Origin of the sequence: Microbulbifer sp. GL-2 (assembly GCF_007183175.1) — a bacterium.
In the GTDB taxonomy this organism is placed as follows: domain Bacteria; phylum Pseudomonadota; class Gammaproteobacteria; order Pseudomonadales; family Cellvibrionaceae; genus Microbulbifer.
Genome location: NZ_AP019807.1, coordinates 2,477,383 through 2,494,994 on the forward strand (window position 1 = coordinate 2,477,383; position 17,612 = coordinate 2,494,994).

General features: G+C 39.1%; 11 protein-coding genes. 4 read left to right on the forward strand and 7 right to left on the reverse strand.

The window, feature by feature from the left end; translation table 11 throughout:
• The first annotated feature begins 47 nt into the window (after nucleotides 1–47).
• Both msrA and GL2_RS10790 read left to right on the forward strand, forming a co-directional pair.
• Entirely contained in the window at nucleotides 48–638 is a 591-nt protein-coding gene (msrA, locus tag GL2_RS10785) for a peptide-methionine (S)-S-oxide reductase MsrA (RefSeq protein ID WP_143730660.1), read from the forward strand.
• 91 nt (nucleotides 639–729) lie between these two features.
• Nucleotides 730–1,791, forward strand: coding sequence for an alpha/beta fold hydrolase (locus GL2_RS10790; protein WP_143730661.1), 1,062 nt, complete (start codon nucleotides 730–732; stop codon nucleotides 1,789–1,791).
• A 23-nt stretch (nucleotides 1,792–1,814) separates the two neighbouring features.
• Here GL2_RS10790 and GL2_RS10795 read toward each other — a convergent pair whose 3' ends face one another.
• The 4 genes from GL2_RS10795 to GL2_RS10810 form a co-directional block, all read right to left on the reverse strand.
• Entirely contained in the window at nucleotides 1,815–3,290 is a 1,476-nt protein-coding gene (locus GL2_RS10795; protein WP_172621117.1) for a PLP-dependent aminotransferase family protein, read from the reverse strand.
• Between the two features lie 116 nt (nucleotides 3,291–3,406).
• Complete coding sequence (locus GL2_RS10800; protein ID WP_172621118.1) at nucleotides 3,407–4,855, reverse strand: PLP-dependent aminotransferase family protein; 1,449 nt, start codon at nucleotides 4,853–4,855, stop codon at nucleotides 3,407–3,409.
• A gap of 894 nt (nucleotides 4,856–5,749) precedes the next feature.
• Entirely contained in the window at nucleotides 5,750–7,228 is a 1,479-nt protein-coding gene (locus tag GL2_RS10805; RefSeq protein WP_143730664.1) for a PLP-dependent aminotransferase family protein, read from the reverse strand.
• Between the two features lie 162 nt (nucleotides 7,229–7,390).
• Nucleotides 7,391–8,857 (reverse strand): PLP-dependent aminotransferase family protein, encoded by a 1,467-nt coding sequence (locus GL2_RS10810; protein ID WP_143730665.1) that lies wholly within the window; start codon nucleotides 8,855–8,857, stop codon nucleotides 7,391–7,393.
• A gap of 274 nt (nucleotides 8,858–9,131) precedes the next feature.
• Between GL2_RS10810 and GL2_RS10815 the strand changes: the two genes are divergently transcribed.
• On the forward strand, nucleotides 9,132–11,546 hold the full coding sequence (locus tag GL2_RS10815; protein ID WP_143730666.1) for a hypothetical protein: 2,415 nt from the start codon (nucleotides 9,132–9,134) through the stop codon (nucleotides 11,544–11,546).
• 841 nt (nucleotides 11,547–12,387) lie between these two features.
• Here the strand turns inward: GL2_RS10815 and GL2_RS10820 are convergent.
• Together GL2_RS10820 and GL2_RS10825 are read right to left on the reverse strand one after the other, a co-directional pair.
• Nucleotides 12,388–13,794, reverse strand: coding sequence for a hypothetical protein (locus GL2_RS10820; RefSeq protein WP_143730667.1), 1,407 nt, complete (start codon nucleotides 13,792–13,794; stop codon nucleotides 12,388–12,390).
• A 242-nt stretch (nucleotides 13,795–14,036) separates the two neighbouring features.
• Nucleotides 14,037–15,488, reverse strand: coding sequence for a PLP-dependent aminotransferase family protein (locus GL2_RS10825; RefSeq protein WP_197736438.1), 1,452 nt, complete (start codon nucleotides 15,486–15,488; stop codon nucleotides 14,037–14,039).
• Between the two features lie 104 nt (nucleotides 15,489–15,592).
• On the opposite strand from GL2_RS10825, the gene GL2_RS10830 reads away from it, so the two are divergent.
• On the forward strand, nucleotides 15,593–16,204 hold the full coding sequence (locus GL2_RS10830; protein WP_143730669.1) for a pyridoxamine 5'-phosphate oxidase family protein: 612 nt from the start codon (nucleotides 15,593–15,595) through the stop codon (nucleotides 16,202–16,204).
• Nucleotides 16,205–16,328: 124 nt separating this feature from the next.
• Here GL2_RS10830 and GL2_RS10835 read toward each other — a convergent pair whose 3' ends face one another.
• Nucleotides 16,329–16,733 (reverse strand): hypothetical protein, encoded by a 405-nt coding sequence (locus GL2_RS10835; RefSeq protein WP_143730670.1) that lies wholly within the window; start codon nucleotides 16,731–16,733, stop codon nucleotides 16,329–16,331.
• Nucleotides 16,734–17,612 lie beyond the last annotated feature (879 nt).

The following is a 17,612-nucleotide window of genomic DNA, read 5'->3' on the forward strand; positions in this document are numbered from 1 at the left end:
GCCGACAGAAGATTACCTATCAAGAGAATTGTCCACAGGAATTAGCTATGCGCGGCGTCTTTACTCTGTTTATCCTCCTGGCTGCCACCCTCGGATATGCCCAGGATTCCCCGAATATTCGTACCGCTATTTTTGCCGGTGGTTGTTTCTGGTGTATGGAACCACCCTATGACAAAGTGAATGGCGTGCTGGAAACCACCTCAGGTTACAGCGGAGGTCATGTGAAAAATCCCACTTATGATCAGGTCTCTGCTGGTGGTACAGGTCATGCTGAGGTGGTACAAGTTAAATATGATGCAAACAAAGTGAGTTATTCGGAACTACTCAATATTTTTTGGCACAATGTAGACCCTTTCGATGCGGGTGGACAGTTCTGTGACCGGGGTGACCAATATCGCGCAGAGATTTTTTACGGTAGTGAAGAAGAGAAGAAGTTAGCCGAAGAGAGTAAGAAGAAAGTAGAGGCTGAGCTGGGTAAGAAAGTTGTTACCCAAATAAACCCTGCTGCAAAATTTTACCCGGCAGAAGCTTATCATCAGGATTACTACCAGCGTAATCCTCTCCGCTATAAATACTACCGTTACCGTTGTGGGCGGGATCAACGGCTTGAAGAGGTATGGGGTAAAACTTCGAGCTAGTAAGACTTGTGATGTACTTTATCATCTTCGGTAGTGATGTCTTAAATATCTTATCTGAGCCTGATTTTCAGCACTCAATTTAGGTAACGGTATGGGGTATCCTCAATCTGGAGTATTACAAGAAGGGGAAGTCTTGGGCTCTGCAGCTGGCTTTCCTGTTCTTTACCGCTATATTGCTGCGGAAAAATCCAAACCTTTAATGGTATTCATACCGGGTAACTCTCATCTGGCACGTATCTTCTATGGCTGCCCTGAGGCCCGGGAAGAGGATTTTATCAGTTACTGGGTTCATCGCTCAGGCCACCCCTTTCTGGCTGTTTCTTTCCCAATTGCCAATAAGGTTTTTGATGGCTTCTATCCCAGCTTTACTATTGCCGATTGGGGAAAGCAAGTCGCTGAAGTGATTGACGAGGTAGTTTCTAAGAATAACTTACAACGTGAGGTAATCGTTTGCGGCTGGAGTATGGGATGTAAGATTGCCGGAGCTCTTGGGAAGGAGGCGATTGCAAAGCAAATTTCAATTACTATGTTTGTCGCAATGTCTGGTGATCCTGCAGTTCCCGGTTTTTTGCCAAAAGCAAATGCTGAAAATATCGCTATGACACCAGAAGGACTGGCAAACAGGGAGAGCTTATACCCCTGGTTTTTTCAGGCGCTGGAAGATCAAAGTACCTATAATGGCCATACTATTCTCCCAAAAGATATTTATCGGCAGAGGATCCTGGGGGCCACCCCTGTGGGATTGATTGGCGCGGGCCTGATGTATAAGAATGGCCAATTTGTGGAAGACTTAGAATGGAGTCTTAAGTCCGCGAACACTTTCAATTACGACGATTATCCTTTTCCTGTAATTATTCATGGTAATTCGATATCTGATGCGGAAAACGTATTACTGAATACTTCTAACTGGGCGTTTATTAGAAATAGAGTGCTTATTAAGAGGGTGCTTGGGGATAATGCATTGAAGGACCTCTCTCCTGCTCAGTGGGAGCGTCTTCAAGAACTGGTTGAATGCTCTGGTAGCCACTTTTCGCAATCCCTTCCCGGGGGGCACTTCTTTTTTTGGGGGGAAATTGGGGCAAAGTTAATTTTGGAAAAAATAATACTTCTTACAAAAAATGTCAGGAGCATTCCTGATTTGATAAACTTATAATTGAAATTAAATCTTAAGATGTCTCATTTTTTAATTAAGTATCTTACTAGATAAGATATGAATTCTTCACGTTGTGACGTTGTTGTATTAGCGCAACCTAAAATTAGTCCACTTCTTTTTGTTTTTCCAAAGTAGCAAGTTGATAGTGGGGTGCTACCAAAGCCATGGTTAGCTAAATCTTTTGACAGTTTTATATCTTCGTGCCCAGGGGTTGCAATTACAAGATTCATTGGTGTACCTGGAGAAATTAGTTGTGCCTGTGATTTTAATCGACTCTGAATAAGTGTGCAAAAATGAACCCATTTTTCCTGATAAATATTACGCATTCTTCTTATATGGCGTACAAAATGTCCTTCGCCAATAAAATCGGCCAATATCGCTTGGTAAAGCAATGTAGATGGCCCAGAAATTTGGCCTTTTGCTTCTATAAAAGCTGGTGCTACAGGCTCAGGCACTACGAGATAACCTAAATTTAGGCTCGGCATAAGAGTTTTGCTGAAACTTCCACAATAGAGGACTGGAGCATCCTTCCTTAACCCCTGTAAGGCAGCGACCGGCTTTTTTTGAGAATAAAATTCACTCTCATAATCGTCTTCAAAAATCCAACACTTAGATTTTGCAGCCCAGTTCAGCAATTTTACTCGATCCTTAAGCTCCATAATACCACCCAAGGGATATTGATGAGTTGGTGAACAAAAAAGAAGTTTAGCTGCAAAATTTTTTTTAATTAAATTGTCTACATTAAGAATGCCGTTTTCTACTTGTATTTCTTGTAAGTTCACGTCCATAGACTTAAATAAGAAGCTGGCTCGCTTATAGCCAGGATTTTCAATCAATACTAAATCACCTTTATTCAATATGACTCTGATGCAAATATCTAGAGCTTCCAATTCACCATTCGTGATAATGATATGTTCCTCGGAACAATGAACGCCACGAGATATTCTTAGATATTCTGAAAGTCTTTTTCTAAGCGGTAAATATCCTCGTGAGTCTCCATATCCACTTATAGTGATTCTATCTAAATTTTGACGGTATAATTTGCACCATTTATTATGGGGGAAGGCCTCAAGATCAGGCAGACCAGGTGAAAATGGAAGCGGTTTAGGCCATCGAGACAAAGAATATGATGATGATCTTATAGACTCACCATAGTTTGATAAGTCAGGTAAAGAGTGAGTGCTTTCTGAGAAAAAAAACTTCTCCTTATTCGAACAACTGAATGATCTATCAGATATATTGTTTGGCATTTTTGAAGATATAAATATCCCTTTACCTGCCTGGGCAACTAAAAAACCTTCACTTTTTAATTGTTCAATAACTTGAATAATAGTATTGCGACTTACACCTAAAGACTCGGACATTATCCTAGATGATGGCAGTTTTGACCCGCTCGTAAATACTTGACATTCAATCTTATTCAGCAGAGCTTTATATAGCTGCTTTTGAAGAGGTTGATTTCGATCAATAAATATATCTGTAAGATCTAAAGTTTTCACCATAGAACCTAAAAATTTTCTGGATTATATTTTGTACATTGATAAATGTTAGTAATGCCATTTATAGTGACAATATTTTTCTTGTAAGAAATTGGGATCAATAAGTGAAAAGGAAGTTAAGTTAGTAGATCTTTAAGGGTGCTAATAAATCTTATACGGTCACATGAACTTGTATTGGCGCATCCTAAAACTAGACCATTTTCTTTTGAGTTATCACAATAATAATAAGGAGAAATTGGAGTGCTACCAAAGCCTTTTTTAAATAACCTTTCAGAAATCTTTACATCATTATGTCCAGGAATATTTAATGTAAAATTTAAAGCAGAACGTTTGGAAATAATATTTATACTGGAAGATAGGTCACATCTCATTAGGCCAAAAAAATGATCCAACTTTTCTTGATAACTCTTCCTCATTTGACGTGCATGTTGAGTGAAGTAACCTTCGCGTATAAAATCTGCCAATATAACTTGATGTGTGAGAGGGCAAGGGCCTGAGAGCTGCATTTTTGCATTCTTGAAAGCAGGTACTAGAGGCTTAGGAGATATTAAATAACCCAAGCGCAGATTTGGTAATAAAACTCTACTGAACCCTCCTATATAAATTACAGGAGTGCTGCTATGTAAGCCTTGAATTGAATCAACGGGTATACCTTCGTTGAAAAGTTCATTGTCAGAATCTCCCTCTAATATCCAACACTTATTTTTTTCAGCCCAATTGAGTATTTCTAATCTTTCTTGAAAAGGAATAATTCCACCTAACGGGGACTGTTGGTTTGGTGTTAAGCAAAGAAGTTTTCCATTTAGTTCATTTTTCATTAAATAATCTACATTTAAAACCCCCTGTTTAACCTCAAGAGGTTTCAAATTTACATGCATTGTGTTAAATAAAAATCTGGCTCTAGTACATCCTGGATTTTCCATCAGTACTGTATCTCCCGCATCTAAAGTTAACCTTGCACACAAATCCAAAGACTCTAGGCGTCCGCTTGTTATAATAATTTGATCAGGGGTACAAAAGGTTCCTCTAGTGGAATTTAAATAGTCAGATAACAATTCTCTTAATGGTTGGTATCCATTAATATCACCATACCCATTGAATTTTATATTTTCTTGATGTCTATGAAAAAGCTTTCCCCATTTTTTATATGGAAAAGATTTTACATCTGGCATACCTGGTGAAAACGGGTGAGAATCTGGCCAGTAAGTGTTTTCTATCGCGCTTAATTTATCTTGGTTCGACAGGCTAGGAAGTGATAATTCAGTTTTGCTGGCGTTCTTACTGATATTAGTTATTTTATCGATACAAGCTGAAAAGATTGGAGATACGAATACCCCTTTAGATGCTTTACTAACCAGAAAGCCATCCTTTTTTAGCTGCTCTATAACATGAATTATAGTATTACGACTAACACCTATAGATTTAGACATTGCACGTGAAGAGGGTAGCTGTGAACCAGCTGGATATCTTCCGCTTTTTATTCGTTCAACAAGAGCTGTATATAACTGCTCTTGAAGTGGCTTATTGCGAGATATATTTAAATCAATAAAATCTGGAGCACTCACTACTAGCACCAACTTCTTTTAATATCATTAGTCTTATATATATTTGGAACCTTGAATAGATTCATTTATATTGCTATTTATGAATTGTGATATTTACCATTATAGATTTCATGCATAACCTTATATAGCGTTTTTGTTTATTCATAATATATATTGCTGTTATAAGTATTTATGGAGCTCTCCAATCAAATGCTAATTTCTAGCAGCAATTAAAAAATTGCACTACCATTAATTAATAAACTTTAGATATCTCTAATCTAGCCAATAAATAATCGGAGGATTTAGAATCCTCTTTAGCCAATAACTATAAGAGTATTTCTCTACTTTTTATAAAACTCATAGAGCTTTTTAATTGAGATGATTTTCTCATTGTGGATAAATATTTGGGTAATAGATGATTCATTATCACTTTACAGTCCTTATGGTAGATCGAATTTCATACAGTTTGATTATGGTTAACCCACTATATGCCAATTGGCTTTTAGTGTTATAAGAATTCTACATTTGAAAGTATGAATTTCTATAACTGGCACCATGGTTTTTTTGCAACTGGTATCATGATTAATTTAACTGGCCCTAAACTTGTTTTAAACTGGTATTATTTTCTTGGTTAGAATTTATTTGAAAGAAAATATATTTTGTATATAAAGTTAAGTAAGATTAAATGGATTAAAACGTTATAGATAATTCTTACGTATTCAGTAATAAGTCATAGTTTTAAATTAAGAATATTGATAAGGGTAATGTTGCATAAACTACAACCGGAAGTAGTTTATGCAATATATCCCTAGCTCAAATTGAATTCCGCGAGCATCATCAAAGAATGAGAAGTTTAAATCGTTTTTAAGAAGGTTTACTTATTCGGTAAAAATTAAAAGTTCATATAAAAATTCTTCAATAGTTAAAGTCTTTAGAGTTGATTATTTTTTCTAGGCGCCCTATAAAGGCTACACGCTGTAATTTTGTTGTGTTTGCACAACCAATTATTAAACCAGACTTTTCTATTTTTCCAAAGTAACATAATGAAAGTGCTGTACTGCCAAATCCATACTTTGAAAGTTCCTCTACTATTTTTATATCATTCATACCCGGTGTGAGCAAAACAATATACATTACTGAATCTTTTGAAATTATTTTAACCTGAGGAGTAAGATGTTCGTGAATGAGGCAACATAAATGGTTTAACTTATCAGTATACAGAGAGCGCATTTTACGTATGTAACGTATAAAATGCCCTTCACTCATGAAATCGGCTAAGATTGCTTGATATAATAATGGGCAAGGTCCCTGGAGAATATTTTTTATGTTTATAAAAGCTGGTACTACATGCTCGGGAACTACCAGATAAGCTAATCGTATACTGGGTATTAAAATTCTATCAAAACTACCCATATAAAGTGTTGGGGAATTTTCAATCAATCCTTGTAGGGGGGTTACTAAATTATTTCTTTTTGAAAATTCAATGTTATAATCATCCTCTAAAATCCAGCAGTTGTTCTTAGTAGCCCATTGAAGTAACTTAACCCTATTCTCATATTCCATTATACTTCCTGTAGGATATTGGCGAGTAGGAGAAAGGTATAGAATTTTTCCTGATAATTTGTAATTTTTTATATCATCAGTATTTGTACATCCATTTTTTAGTTCGACCAAATTTATATTGGCGCCAAGCGCACTGAATACTTGATATGCACGAGGATATCCAGGATTTTCAATAAGCACCGAATCTCCATGATTCAATATGACCTTTGAACACAGATTTACAGCTTCCATACACCCGTTTGTGATTATTACTTGATCCTTTGTGCAGTGAACACCACGAGAAACACGCAAGTATTCTGCAATTTTCTCTCTGAGAGGAGCATAACCTCTTGGGTCACCAAATCCACTTACGGAGATCCTGCCTTGATGCATCTGATATAATTTCTGCCATTTATCGTAAGGAAAAGTATTTTGATCGGACAAACCTGGTGAAAAAGGAAGCGTACTACTCCAATGTGATTTAACCAAAGGCAATCTCTTCATTGACTCACCAAAACTTGATAAACCGGGAAGAGATTTAACATTACAATTAGTTACATTGACTTTTTGAATGCCTTCCTTTGATTTCTTATAGATTGTGATATTTGAATTTATAAAAATTCCTTTTTGAGCTTCGCTTACTAAAAACCCTTCCTTTATCAATTTCTCTACTACTTGAATAATAGTATTTCGACTAACGTCCAGATAATTGGCCAAGACTCTTGAGGAAGGTAACCTGTTTCCTGGCAGCAGTTCACCATCTTCTATAAGCTTTATAATGAAATTATAAATTTGTTTTTGCAAAGGGTATTTTTGAGACAATATAAGATTAGTAAATTTTTTTAATTTCATTAAGGTTCAACCCAATTAAACATTTAATGCAGCATCACAAGTGAATTTAAAGTGTGTTTGTATCAAAGAATGTAGCATAGAGAAATGAACAGTGAATAAGAGCTAATAATCAGGCACATCTGTTTGAGAAATACATTTTTGCCAAGTGATTTTGAGTAAAAATTAATTTTTTAAAATTTTCTTCATACAAAATATAAAGCACTCCCTCTCGGATTTTGTCGAGTTAGCGCAATTGATTATTAAGCCTGATTTTTTATATCCTGCATAATAATATGGGGAAATAGGGGTGCTTCCAAATCCATATTTAAATAGTTTTTTTGAGATTTCCACATCATCATGGTGTTTAAGTTGAATTACAATGTCCATTGGTGAGTTGCTGGAAATAATATTTACCGAGGTTATTAGTTCTCTACTAATAAGGCTGCAAAAGTGATTACATTTTTCAAAGTAAGAATTGCGCATCTCTCGTAAATGTTTTATATAGTGCCCTTCTTTTATAAAATCAGATAATACTGCTTGATATATGGAAGGAGACGGACCAGATATGTGTGCTTTTGCGTTTACAAAGGTTGATGCTACCTCCTTGGGGACAACAATATAATTTAAGCGTAAGGCAGGCATTAGAGTCCTACTAAATCCACCAGCATAGATTATGGGGATATTTTTTTTTAAGCCTTGCAGGGTATCCCTACTCTTTCTATTGAACAAAAATTCAGACTGATAATCATTTTCTATTACCCAGCAATTAGACTTTGTTATCCAATTTAATAAAGTATATCTTTCTTTAATGGGGATAATTCCTCCTAATGGATATTGATGATTCGGGGAAATGTAGAGGAGCTTTACACTCATATTTTTCTTTGATAGATCTTCTATACATATATACCTTTTCTTTAGTGCTACTAACTCTATGTTTGCATTCATTGCAGCAAATAAATGTCTTGCTCTTTTATAGCCTGGATTTTCCATTAGTACAGTATCACCAGGATCTAATAAGACCCTGCTGCACAAATTCAATGACTCAAGAGCACCACTGGTAATGATGACTTGATTTGGTGTGCAATTTAAATCTCGATAACTACATAAATATTTAGATATTTGCTCCCTTAATGGTAAGTAGCCACTTGAGCAACTGAAATGATCAATTGAGATTTTTCCTATATTCTTTCGGTATAACTCATTCCATGCCCGGTTTGGGAATGCTTTTAGATCTGGCAACCCTGGAGAAAAAGGCAATGTTTCTGGCCAAGGCGAATTATTTATTGCTAATACATTTTGTGACTCACCATAGTTTGACAGACTTGGCAAATAGTTGGTGTTTTTTTTAAATTTTTCAGCTCGAAATTTATATGGAATATCAAAAGTATAAGTAGGCAGCTTATCGGTAATAAACACTCCGCTACATGGTTTGCTTGTTAAAAAACCTTCTTTTTTTAATAGATCAATTACTCGAATGACAGTGCTGCGGCTGATACATAAATATTCAGATATTTTTCTTGAAGATGGTAGTTTTGAACCTGTCTCCAGGCGACCATTAACAATTCGCTCGAGGAAAGCATAATAAAGTTGTTCTTTGATCGGTTTTCTCTTGTCTATTAATAAATCATTAAAATCAGGTATGCTCATCATTGATAAATTTCAAAGAATAAAATTAATTTTATAGGATATCATTTATCCTCAAGTAGATTGTTAATCTGTCATGTTTGTCACTTAAAGGCTTGAGTGAGTGCTTACCATCTTTTTCCTGCCAAAAAGTATCATCTGTAACTAATTTATTAACAGTAATCTTGATAGATTTTTATTTGATACTGGACCTATATTTTTTTCAATACTGGAACTTACGTTTCTAAAAATATCAGATTATCTTGATGACTCCTTTAGAAAAATATAGGGTCAACGAGTTATGAAACCTTTAAAGGGAGCCGGGCTGATTGCGGCTGTAGCCTTAGCAATTTCAAACCAGTCGGTAAATGCGACCGAATTATCTGGCGCATGTTATGATTATGCCACCAGAGAGGCTACATCAACTGTGGGATACGATGGGGCGGGTGTAGGGCTCGTTATGGCAGGTATGTTAATGGAGGAAGTTTTGGATGCTTCTCCTTTATCAGCATTATCTGCGGTATTTCCTTTTGCTTTTAAGGCTGCAGAAGGGCGGACATTTCAAGAAAGACCTGGAGCTGATCCGGAAATTGTGGGCTGTTTAGAACAGTTAAATTCACGTCTCCAATCATTAGAACTTAATGTTACCACTGCCGCACAACAAACATTAAAATCTATTTTCGATGATGCAAAAACTGAAATAGCAATTTTCAAAAGATACGAAAAGCATGTAGAGTTAGCTGAACAATTAGAAGACCTTTCAATTACTTGGTCTGGATATCTGGAGAACGAGCTTAATAATGTGGACATCGGTGCCACAACTCCTGAATCCTATGGTAAACTGATTAATGAGCTCGTCCCTACATATGTTTCTCTTATCCAGTTAGAATTGCTTCATAGGCAAGAATACAATCGTTATTGTTACAATCGAGAAGAGTATCCAACCTGGAATAATATTGAACCGACGGAGATGATCTCTCAGGATATATTGTACTCGATTGAGATGCTGGGAGAAGATGTAGCAGATTATTTAAACATACCAGACGGTGACGAGAGTGACTGTAGAGCAGGATTTGATACGTATCAAGTATATGATAAAATTATCACGGCTAATGAAAGTACTGATCACAATGCATTATTGAGTGAGGTCGGTATTAAAATTTCTGAAGGTGCTGTACCTGGCATGGCATCAGCTACTCTTGATTTTACAAATACGAAATTGAATGACTATAGACGGTCTCTTGTAACCGCATGTAGCAATGGTTTATTTAGAGATGAATGGTTAAAGGATTTCCATAATTATTCAAATGATTCTATATGTAATGAGAGTCGTGATATTTATCTAGATAGTCTTAATAACATCAGTTTATTTTCCAGCGAAGCTGAGCGCAACATGATTTTCAGAGATCTTGTGCATGTTGCAGATCAATGGGATCGTTACAATTTCGATATGCCGGAGGCAAAATTCCAAATTTCCGAGGATTCATTTGAATTTTTCAATGCGTTTGCAGTAAAGAGTTTCGCTGGCGTAAGACTTAGACATATGCCAACTGATACATGTGTTAATTTAGATGGAAAAGTTGACAAATATTGTGATATAGAGGCTAATCATTTTATTATATTGCCTTATGGTGATGGATTTAAAATAACCAGGCTCAGTGATAATCGCAATTTTAAAGATAAAGGCGAGGATGCAGAAGGATTTGTTATACGCAGTGGTTTGGGAGCAGATTCAGTATGGGAACTTTTTTCAGAGCCTCAAACCTGGTTTAATCCATACTTTGAATTTAAAAATGCGAATACGGGAAGGTGCCTGATTGTAAATGAAGCTGGATCTCTTGCTGCAGGCAATTGCGAAGATGGCTCCATCTGGGAGGTTGACGGTGTAAATATTCCCGATGAAGAGGCCTTCGTTCGTATCCGACATGCAGAAGCAGATGTATGCTTTGGAACATCAGGTGTAGTAGGTTGTGATGATAATGCATTTCTCTATGAACTGGCAAAATACAACGACGGGTACCGGATAACACGTAATGGTAGAAATTTAAAGGATAAAGAAGATGGAATAAGATTTGTAAGCGGGCTTGGTGATGTAGCCACATGGTATATGATGGATTTGGATACCAATGGTATTTTCCGTTTGCAAAATAAATATACTGGAAAGTGTCTTGACTATAATAGCGATAGTTCTAGCTTAGTTGCTGTTAACTGCGGAATGGTTCCATCTGAGACAGAGTTCTTCGCTTTAGAGACTGTCGATTTACCTAGCAAAGCCGATGGTGAGCTTATAGGCATTCATCCTTCAGGAATAACGGGAGGAGAGAATTTATGCTTATCTCGTTATAGAGATGATCTAAGTGGTGAGTTTGATGCATTTAGAGTGGGTAGTTGCGCTTATGGATCCATAGCTGTAACGAAACATGAGGGTGGATACTTAATTTGGGATCGCATTGCGGATTCTTATATACAAGATTTGAATCTAGGCTTTGGGCATAACAGTTTGGGTCTAAGTAATAATATAGAGAGCTCCACTACCTGGGATTTCATTGGCCCATATACCTTGTCTGATGGTGGTAGCTATTTTCAGATAAAAAATAGATCGACAGGGACTTGCTTGATTCCACAGACTAATCCATCCAGAACAGATACGATGCTTCTCGGTAAGGTAGAATGTGGAGATGATGCATCCAAAGTTTGGAGTTATACTACAAATTAAGATTTAGTGTAGAAACTTAATGCGCCCACATTGTGGGCGCATTTTTATTTCATAATTATGAAAATATATTTCAGAATTTCTTTAATGTAACTAACATATAGGTAATATGGAGAAAGCCCTTTAAGAAGATAAATAGCGATCCCACCTGACGGCTAAACGACGGCAATTTCCTAGCCATGTAAAAGCTTGCTCAACGCTTCCAATATCACACATACCTTCTAAGCTTTCTGCCATCTTGTTTCGAAGGTTCCATTTTATTCCTAAGATGAGGAAAAGTCAGGTAAATCCCACAACGGGGTAAACTGTAGCTTAACTGGTCTGAATTTGCAGCTTTGTTATGCTCCATACGTTATTTTTTTAGATAACACCCGGTAGTGGTTGTTATAAATTTACTTCTGCTGGTGTGGTCGAAGTAATGACGCCACTCAATGGAGTTCCTTCGCCATCAACTAATACCATCCACTTTATACCCTTGCCTAACCTGAATTTTTTCGAGTTCAGATCGCCTTTTTTCTGAAGAAAAATTTTCCCCCAAAAAAAGATTTCTTGCTGGTAAATCAGATTCTATCCTATCTACATTTAAAGTTGAGAGTTTTATGTGTAAGCGTGCTTAAATAAATCGATTTCAGGCTTAAATGCCATTAACAATTTCTTCTGTGAGAAATAAATCTAAAAATGCGAAATGGTATCTTATGTGCCTGTCGGTTTTTTATAAAGAAAAAATTTTGATTTAAAAGTGGCGTGAAATAATTTGTTAGATGCTGGGGGGTTTATGATTTTTATTGAGCATTGTTTTCGAGGTGATAAGTGGGGGGAGGGCCGGGCTGCTGAAAAATTAATGCTATTTACTATCTTTTCTATGCACATCTAATAATGTCAATATATAAAATAAAGGGATCAGTGTGAGTGCTGCAAAGTGCAATGCTAATATATCATTTTCTTTGCTGATAGGGCTCACTGAAAATACAATTATTTCCAGGATGAAAAACAAGATAAACAATAGATATTTATCCAGCTTAGATATGGAATCAAACACCTTGGAACCAAGCAGCCAGTAACGCCAGGATTTGTATTTTAAAGCATCGAAAAGATAATAAAGGCCACAGGTTAAGCTCACTAAAGTTGTGAGTAGTAGCTCGAACACCCAGGCCGGGGGCTTGCCAGGGGCTGGGGGCCAAACATTGGTTACTCCGAATTCGGTAAAGGAGAGAATGGCGAATAGCCCAGTGGTCAATAGAACAATAGGAAAACGAAAAACTAGTATGACCATGCAGATTGCGGCAGAGACTTCGAAAACCCTTTGAATGGGCATAAAAATATTGGCATGCTCTGCAACCCAGGCTAATACGTTGCGAAACCATAGCGGGGTGTTTCCGTATTCTACATAGGTGTTCACCAGCCCTCTATAGCCCTCTACGGTAAACCAGTTCAGTAAGCTGTCTTCATAAACCTGGAAAATCAACATAACACCAATGGTGATGGTGAACAGGTTAATCCAATGCCCTACCAGTAGGTTGGATTGTTCTGTCTGAAAGATCATGCGATATCGGTCTAAAAATTTTGAAAGTATTGCTAGGGCGGCAATGGTGATACTGGATAAAAGGCTGGCTAGAAGTATATGATTGCCGCCGTTGCGCGACATCAAAAATATCGCGAACAACACGCTAGATGCCACAATCACCCAGAGGCACCAGGACAAAAAGCTTATATCGGGTGCCAGAATACTGCCCAATAGACGCTGGTGATAGGGCGTTGGATGGGATGAGGCTTGATCGGATGGTTTCTGAATGTTCGGGGTGAAGCTACAGATGCTTACCGCTAAGACTAATGCATACAAAGCCGGTGATAAAAACTCAAAGAACCAGCTATTTTCGCCCATATAAGTAAAGCCCCATAATACTATGAAGCTCACAAACATGAGTAGGGCGCCTAGAGTCATTAATACCCGCAATATTAAGAGTACCCCGGCAAGTAGAATGGCAAAATGCAGTGAGTAGGTCAGGATCGTGATGTGCGGGGTGAAAAATATGGCTAAAGATTTAAGAGCTGCGGGGACTTCTTCCGTTCGAATATGCTGCTCTAATACGGCTGCAAAGGCCTGCGGAGCCATCTTGCCATTCAGGCAGCGCATAATGACCAGTTGGATACAAGCGGCGCCTAAAAAAAGGCTTATCATGGCTAGCCATGCCGTTGACGAAGGCGCTGCTTTACCCTGATTAGTATCTAAAGTTTGGCTGGAATTGTGCATAAATCCTAGCCTAGTTGAATTCGATCCCCATAGATCAATACCTGTGCCAAAAAAGTTCGCTATTTCAGCGTGTATCCATCCAAGTTGTTGTCTTTATCGGCAATAGGAAAGTGTGGATAACTTCAGGCTAGGGCTGGCCAGCCATGTGCAGGGAGAGTGTATATAGGAGATACACTAACAATATTTTCTGCTGACCATGGCATAGAAATGCTGTTGCCAATAATAATGATATTGAAAGTTTGCTAGCTGAATGAGTGTGTTAAAAAACTCTGCAGAAGCTCTATACAGTCCTCTCGTTGCTGTTTATTGGTATTGGCAAACCCTAATACCAGGCCATGGTTCAATGATTTATCGGGGTAGAAAAAAGAAAGTGGCGTGCTACCGAAGCGGTGCTGGGCTAATTGCTTTGACAGTTCTAGGTCATTCCTGCCGGGGGTGGCGAGTACCAAGTGCATTCCGGCACTACTTGCGATGAGTTGCGCCTGGGGTTCAAGTTTATCTCGTGCCAAATCGCAAAAATGCAGCCATTTTTCCCGATAGTTGATGCGCATTTTACGCAGGTGTCGTACGAAATGTCCCTCTTCAATAAAGTCGGCAACTATGGCCTGGGAAAGAAGGGGTGAGTGACCAGATAGCATCTCTTTGGCGTGGTTAAATACCTGTATCACTGATTTGGGAACCACCATATAGCCCAGACGAATACCGGGCTGAAGAGTTTTGCTAAAGCTGCCCATATAAAGTACAGGTGTGTCCTCCGCCATTCCTTGCAGCGCTGCCACGGGTTTGTGTACAAATGAGAATTCGCTGTCGTAGTCATCCTCCAATATCCAGGCTTCAGAGCTTGCTGCCCAGTCCAGCAGCCTTAAGCGGTCACTGGCAGGCATTACTCCACCCATCGGATATTGGTGTGTAGGGGTGGTATAGAGAAGCTTGGCGGTGTGATTGTGCTTTGTCAGTGATTCTACATCCAGAGAGCCATTTTTTAGTCCTGCCAAATGGAGGTCTGCACCGGCGGATTGAAAAGCGATGCGTGCTCGTCTGTAGCCGGGGTTTTCCATGGTTACGGTATCCCCCGGATTTAGTATGACTTGTGCACAAAGACTCAAGGATTCCTGGGCACCGTTAGTAATAATGATTTGCTCGGCGCTACAGCGGACTCCCCGGGAGTTACGTAAGTATTCTGCCAATGCCTGTCTTAATGGCTGATAGCCCTCACTGGGGCCATAGCCGATGAGTGCTGTTCTGTCTTGATGCCGCCGATAGAGGCGATTCCATAGATGAAAAGGAAAGCTATCGAGATCCGGTAATCCCGGTGTAAAGGGCAATAGCCTCTCCCTGACAGGCGGTGTATCTCTTAACGATTTCCCGAAAGTGGACAGCTGTGGCGGATGATCAGTATTCGATTGCCAGCTCATTCGTTGGGGGGCTTCCACATGTGGCGGCAGTGATGCAGAGACAAACACGCCTTGACCAGATCTGCTGGTGAGGAAGCCCTCGGCCTTTAACTGTTCCAATACCTGTGTGATGGTATTGCGACTCACTCCCAGAGACGCCGACATTCTGCGGGAAGATGGCAATTTACTGCCGGTGCTCAACCGACCACTGCAAATGCGCTGTACAAGTATTCGATACAGCTGGGCCTGTAGTGGTTGGGCCCGATCCAGGGTTAGGTCAGTGAAGTCTGGAACGCTCAAAACTGGCACCATGAAAGAGCAAAAACTGGACCTTTTCAGAATACCAGTAACTTCTTAGATTAGCGACATAGATTGAATGAGCAGCGGTTAGTAAGGAGGTTTTTATGGACACTACCAATCAATTTGGCCCTGAGTTGCCTACCACTGTAAAGAGCAGGGTACGCCGGGCGGCAAAGAGAGCTAACTATCAAAAGGAGGCTGTGTATCAGCTGGTAGATGAGCTGAAGCTTGGTCATGTTGGATTTATCCAGAGTGGGGAGGTGGTCATTATTCCACTGACTGTATGGCGCAAGGGAGACTTCCTGTATTTCCATGTGGCAAATAAAAGTCGTTTGCAGAAGCTGGTAGATGCGGGGGAAACAATCTGTATTTCATTTGCACAATACGATGAATGGGTGCTGGCAAAATCTGCTTTTCACCACAGCGCCAACTATCGCTCGGCAGTGTTGTTTTGCCGTGGGGAACGTGTGCATGACTCCCGGGAGTTCGATGAGGCTTTTAAAGTCATTATGAATGATATTGAGCCTGACCGGTGGGGGCAGGTCCGCCCTCCCAACATCCAGGAACGCAAGGGCACAGCGCTAATGCGATTGACCATAGAAGAGGGCTCTTTTAAGAGCCGGAGTGGAGCGCCTACCGACAATAAGGAAGATCAGAACTTAACCGTGTGGAGCGGTGTTAAGTCTGTTTGTCCTTTTCACCCGACGTCTATTTAAGGTTGGTACCTTCAGTCTTATAGGTTCCCCAGGTTGGAGTGGTTTCGGTGCTTCAACATTAAGGAGGATCTGATCCAGTTTGAGTAATTGGTAAGCTATTCTGGATCTAAAGAAATTTCAGTTGTTAATTGTTTTTTGTTTTTGAGTAATATAAATAAACCCAAACAAAGAAACACATAAATAAGAAATCATTCAGACCATAAACGCTATAGAAAACACCTGCAAAAATATCTGTGGCATAAATTTGCGTTAGGCTGTTTTCTGATATCCATCGTATCCAAGTGATGGTATAAACCAGCTTTTCTACTGCAAAAGCACCAGCTAGCCATTTTATGTTTGATGGAATGGTTGAAGCGCCAAGAAAAGCTAAACCCCACACCATAATCATAAGTAGACCAAAGTTTGACATCACTACTGGATCGGCTTCATTAATAGCAGTGTTGGTAAAGCCTCTTGAAAGTATAAGAACAGCGCCGATATTTATCAGTCCAGATGCTATAAGTCCGCGTCGTATTAGCTTTTTATTCATTTTTGGTTGCTCTTTTAAGTCGGTTGGACGCATGCAAATGAAAGTGTTTCATCATTAGTTAATCTCATTATAACAATAACTTCTTTAGAGTTCTTACACACGCTTTGCGATTCTGTAAAGGTGTATTGGCAAAGCCCAGAACCAAGCCAGAATTTATCACTTTAGTTAAGTAGAACAATGACAGAGGCGTGCTGCCACCCGCCCCCATAATGAAAGTTTTTTTAATAAATCGGAATCGTTCCAATTAGGCTTTGCAAACACTACGTGCATTCCTGTACTACTGGCGATCAGTTTTGCCTGTGGTTCCAATTCATCGCGTATCAGCTGACAAAAATGCATCTATTTTTCTCGATATCCAATACAGATCCTACGTAAATGCCTTGCGTAATGCCCTTCTGCGATAAAGTCAGGCACTACGGCCTGGGAAAGCAATGGTAGGTGTCCCGTGAACATTTCTTTCGCGTATGCAAAAACCTGCACAAGTGCTTCAGGAGCAACCAGATAGCCCAGTCGGGCAGTTTTAGGCGGTCACCTGCAGGGATAACTCTGCCCATAGGGTACTGGTGAGTTGATGTGGTAAGGAGGATCTTTCCTTGTGTGGAGCTTTTTATCAGGGCAACCACATTCAGAAGGGATTCGCCATGAGTGGATGGAGCTGGGTTTGTAAGTGTTGCCAGGGTCCGGTCAATAAGGTCAGGTGTGCTCAAAACTGGTACCACACGATTGTTAAAACTGGATCTTATCAGGGTACGATCAGCTTCCTATATTGACGGTATTCATCCTCTATCTGCCATTATCAGGAGGTTTTATGGATGCAGCCATTAATAGCACTCATGAACTACCTACCACAGCGAAAAGCATAGTGTACAGAGCTGCAAA

Bases quoted from the DNA above. Each gene is read 5' to 3' on its own strand.
- msrA (WP_143730660.1), top strand. From the start codon at position 48: ATGCGCGGCGTCTTTACTCTGTTTATCCTCCTGGCTGCCACCCTCGGA.
- GL2_RS10790 (WP_143730661.1), top strand. From the start codon at position 730: ATGGGGTATCCTCAATCTGGAGTATTACAAGAAGGGGAAGTCTTGGGC.
- GL2_RS10805 (WP_143730664.1), bottom strand. From the start codon at position 7,228: ATGAAATTAAAAAAATTTACTAATCTTATATTGTCTCAAAAATACCCT.
- GL2_RS10810 (WP_143730665.1), bottom strand. From the start codon at position 8,857: ATGATGAGCATACCTGATTTTAATGATTTATTAATAGACAAGAGAAAA.
- GL2_RS10815 (WP_143730666.1), top strand. From the start codon at position 9,132: ATGAAACCTTTAAAGGGAGCCGGGCTGATTGCGGCTGTAGCCTTAGCA.
- GL2_RS10820 (WP_143730667.1), bottom strand. From the start codon at position 13,794: ATGCACAATTCCAGCCAAACTTTAGATACTAATCAGGGTAAAGCAGCG.
- GL2_RS10830 (WP_143730669.1), top strand. From the start codon at position 15,593: ATGGACACTACCAATCAATTTGGCCCTGAGTTGCCTACCACTGTAAAG.
- GL2_RS10835 (WP_143730670.1), bottom strand. From the start codon at position 16,733: ATGAATAAAAAGCTAATACGACGCGGACTTATAGCATCTGGACTGATA.